Annotated in this window: 3 protein-coding genes; all 3 read left to right on the plus strand. The window is 74.1% G+C overall.

The window, feature by feature from the left end:
- A partial coding sequence (locus RBH18_RS43485) for an ABC-F family ATP-binding cassette domain-containing protein (RefSeq protein WP_306216375.1) occupies positions 1 to 1,528 on the plus strand: 1,528 nt, incomplete at its 5' end.
- A 4-nt stretch (positions 1,529 to 1,532) separates the two neighbouring features.
- Positions 1,533 to 2,516, plus strand: a complete 984-nt coding sequence (locus RBH18_RS43490; protein ID WP_306216376.1) for a tyrosine-type recombinase/integrase — start codon at positions 1,533 to 1,535, stop codon at positions 2,514 to 2,516.
- 59 nt (positions 2,517 to 2,575) lie between these two features.
- A partial coding sequence (locus tag RBH18_RS43495; protein WP_306216377.1) for an undecaprenyl-diphosphate phosphatase occupies positions 2,576 to 3,202 on the plus strand: 627 nt, incomplete at its 3' end.

Genomic DNA, 3,202 nt, shown 5'->3' on the forward strand with positions numbered 1-3,202 from the left:
CCTCGACCTGGTGCTCGGCGCCGGTGACCGGGTCGGGGTGGTCGGGCCCAACGGGGCGGGCAAGACCACCCTGCTGCGCCTGCTCGCCGGCGAGCTCACGCCCGCGCACGGGTCGGTGACGCGCGGGCCCGGCACCCGGGTCGCCCACGTGCCGCAGCAGCTGCCCGGCGCGCCCGGCACGGTCGGGCAGTTCCTGGCCGCCGGGCTCGGCGAGCTGGCCGCGGTGCGTGACCGGCTGCGTGCGCTGGAGCAGCAGCTGGCCGCCGGCGCTGACGTGCTGGAGGCGTACGGGCAGGTGCAGGAGCGCTGGACCACCCTGCGCGGGTGGACCGCGGAGACCCGGCTGGCCCAGGCCCGCGAGCGGCTCGGCATCGCCCACCTCGGCGACGAACGGGACCTGGCCACGGTCTCCGGCGGCGAGCAGGCCCGGCTGCTGCTGGCCCGGGCCCTGCTGGACGACCCGGACGTGCTGCTGCTCGACGAGCCCACCAACCACCTCGACGCCGAGGGCGCGGCGTGGCTGGGCGACTGGCTGGCCGGCTACCCGGGGGCGGTGCTGACGGTCAGCCACGACCGGGCGTTCCTCGACGCGACGGTCACCCGGATCATCGAGCTCGACGGCATCCACGACCAGCCGCAGGACTATCCCGGCGGCGGCTACAGCGCGTACCGGCGGGAGAAGGCCCGGCGCTGGGCGAAGCTGCTGCTGGACTACGAGGCGCAGGAGAAGGACCGGCTGCGCTGGGAGGCCGACATCGAGCGCACCAAGGGTCAGGCCCGGCACGTGGAGCTGACCGTGCGCTCCGGGGTCACCGCCCCGCACCTGCGCAAGATCGCCAAGCGGGTGGCGCGCAAGGCGAAGGCCCGCGAGCGGCGGCTGCGCCGGCAGATGCAGTCGGTGCGCTGGATCGAGCAGCCCCGCACCCGCCCGCCGCTGACCCTCGCCTTCCCGGCCGACGACGAGCCGGGCGGCGAGGTTGTCGCCGCGGTCAGCGACCTGAGCGTGCGTCACGGCGGGCGTACCGTGCTGCAGGGGGTGCGGGCCGAGGTGCGCCGCGGCGACCGGATCCTGATCACCGGGCGCAACGGGGCCGGCAAGACCACCCTGCTGCGCGCGCTGGCCGGTGAGCACACCGCGGTGCTGCCGCAGACCGACGCGGGGCTGCGCACCTCCCGGACGGTGATGGACTTCTTCCGCTCCCGCGTGCCGGTGTACGCCGACGACGCCGAGCGGCTGCTGCAGGCCCACCAGTTCGGCGCCGACCAGTGGGACGCCACGATGCGCTCGCTGTCGGCGGGGGAGCTGCGCCGGCTGCTGCTCGCCGTGATGGTCAACAGTCCGCAGCGGGTGCTGCTGCTCGACGAGCCCACGAACTTCCTGGACTTCGACGCGCTGGACACGCTCGAGGCGGCGCTGCGCGCGTACCGGGGGACCGTGGTCGTCGTCAGCCACGACCGCTGGTTCGCCGAGGCGGTCGGGGCGCGCACGGTCTGGCATGTCGCGGACGGGCAGGTGCGGGTGAGCTGAGATCATGGGGCGCATGAGCAGCGTGGTGCCCCGCCAGAGTCAGCCCGGCACGGTCGCCGTCGCCGGCGGCGCCGAGCAGGTCACCGAGGCGTGGCTGGCCAACCGGCGGTTGTCGCCGCACACCCGCGAGGCGTACCGGCGTGACGTGGCGGGCTGGCTGGGCTGGTGCGCCGAGCGGCAGCTCGACCCGCTGCGGGCCTCGTTCCTGGACGTCAACGCGTACGCGCGGGGGCTGGAGGCGGCGCTGCTGGCCCCCTCGACGGTGGCGCGCAAGCTGTCGGGGTTGTCCAGCTGGTACGACTTCCTGCTCAAGCTGCGCGCCGTGGAGGCCAACCCGGTCGGCGGGGCGGACCGGCCGTACGTGTCGCGTGACCACTCCTCGACGGTGGGCCTGACCGCCGAGGAGGTCGACGCGCTGCTGGCCGCCGCGGCCCGCGAGTCCGGGGCGACCGCGGCGCGGACCCGGGCGGTGCTGACCCTGCTGGCCGACCTGGGCCTGCGCGTGGGGGAGTTGTGCAGCCTCGACGTCGCCGACCTGGGCGTGGAGCGCGGGCACCGCAGCCTGCGCTTCGTCGGCAAGGGCGGGCGGGCGCGGCGGCGGGCGCTGACCCAGGACGCGGCGGCGGCGCTGGACGCGTACCTGATCGAGCGGGCCGCGGCCGAGGGCACGCAGCCGGACCGGCTCGACGGGCCGCTGCTGGTCACCTCCGGCGGCGCCCGGCTCGACCGGCACGCGGTGTTCCGCACCGTGCGGCGCCTGGCCCGCGAGGCCGGCATCCCCGGCTGGGAGAAGCTGTCGCCGCACTCGCTGCGCCACGCGTTCGCCACAACCGCCCGCGCCGAAGGGGTCGCCCTGGAGGACGTGCAGGACGCGATGGGCCACGCCGACCCGCGCACCACCCGCCGCTACGACCGTGACCGCTACAACCTGGATCGTGACCCTTCGTACACTTTGGCGGCGGCCCGGACCCGGCGCAACGCCACCTAGGCGACCCCCTATTCTCGACCCGGGTCAGGGCACGACGATCACGGGACGCGAGGCGTGGGTTGAACATTCTCGAAGCGGTACTGCTCGGCGCGGTGGAGGGCTTCACCGAGTTCCTGCCGATCTCCAGCACCGGGCACCTGACCATCCTGGAGAAGCTGCTCGGCTACCGGATCGACGACCCGGACATCACCGCGTTCACCGCGATCATCCAGTCCGGCGCCGTCCTGGCCACCCTGATCTTCCTGCGCAAGGACATCGCCCGCATCGTGCCCGCCTGGATCCGGGGGGTGTTCAGCAAGGCGCACCGCGACAACGCCGACTACCGCTTCGGCTGGGCGGTCATCCTCGGCTCGATCCCCATCGGCATCATCGGCCTGCTGTTCCAGGACGACATCGAGACCACCCTGCGCAGCCTGTGGTTCGTCGCGGGCGCCCTGATCCTCTACAGCTTCGTCATGTGGTTCGCCGACCACGCCGCCACCGGCGTGCGGCACGCCGAGGACGTCACCTGGAAGGACACCCTGATCATCGGTACGGCCCAGTGCCTGGCCCTGATCCCCGGCGTGTCCCGCTCCGGCGCCACCATGACCGCCGGCCTGCTGCGCGACTTCGACCGCGTCACCGTCACCAAGCTGTCGTTCTTCCTCAGCGTCCCGGCCCTGTTCGGCGCCTCGGTGCTGCAGACC

This window comes from Actinoplanes oryzae, assembly GCF_030757795.1.
GTDB lineage: Bacteria > Actinomycetota > Actinomycetes > Mycobacteriales > Micromonosporaceae > Actinoplanes.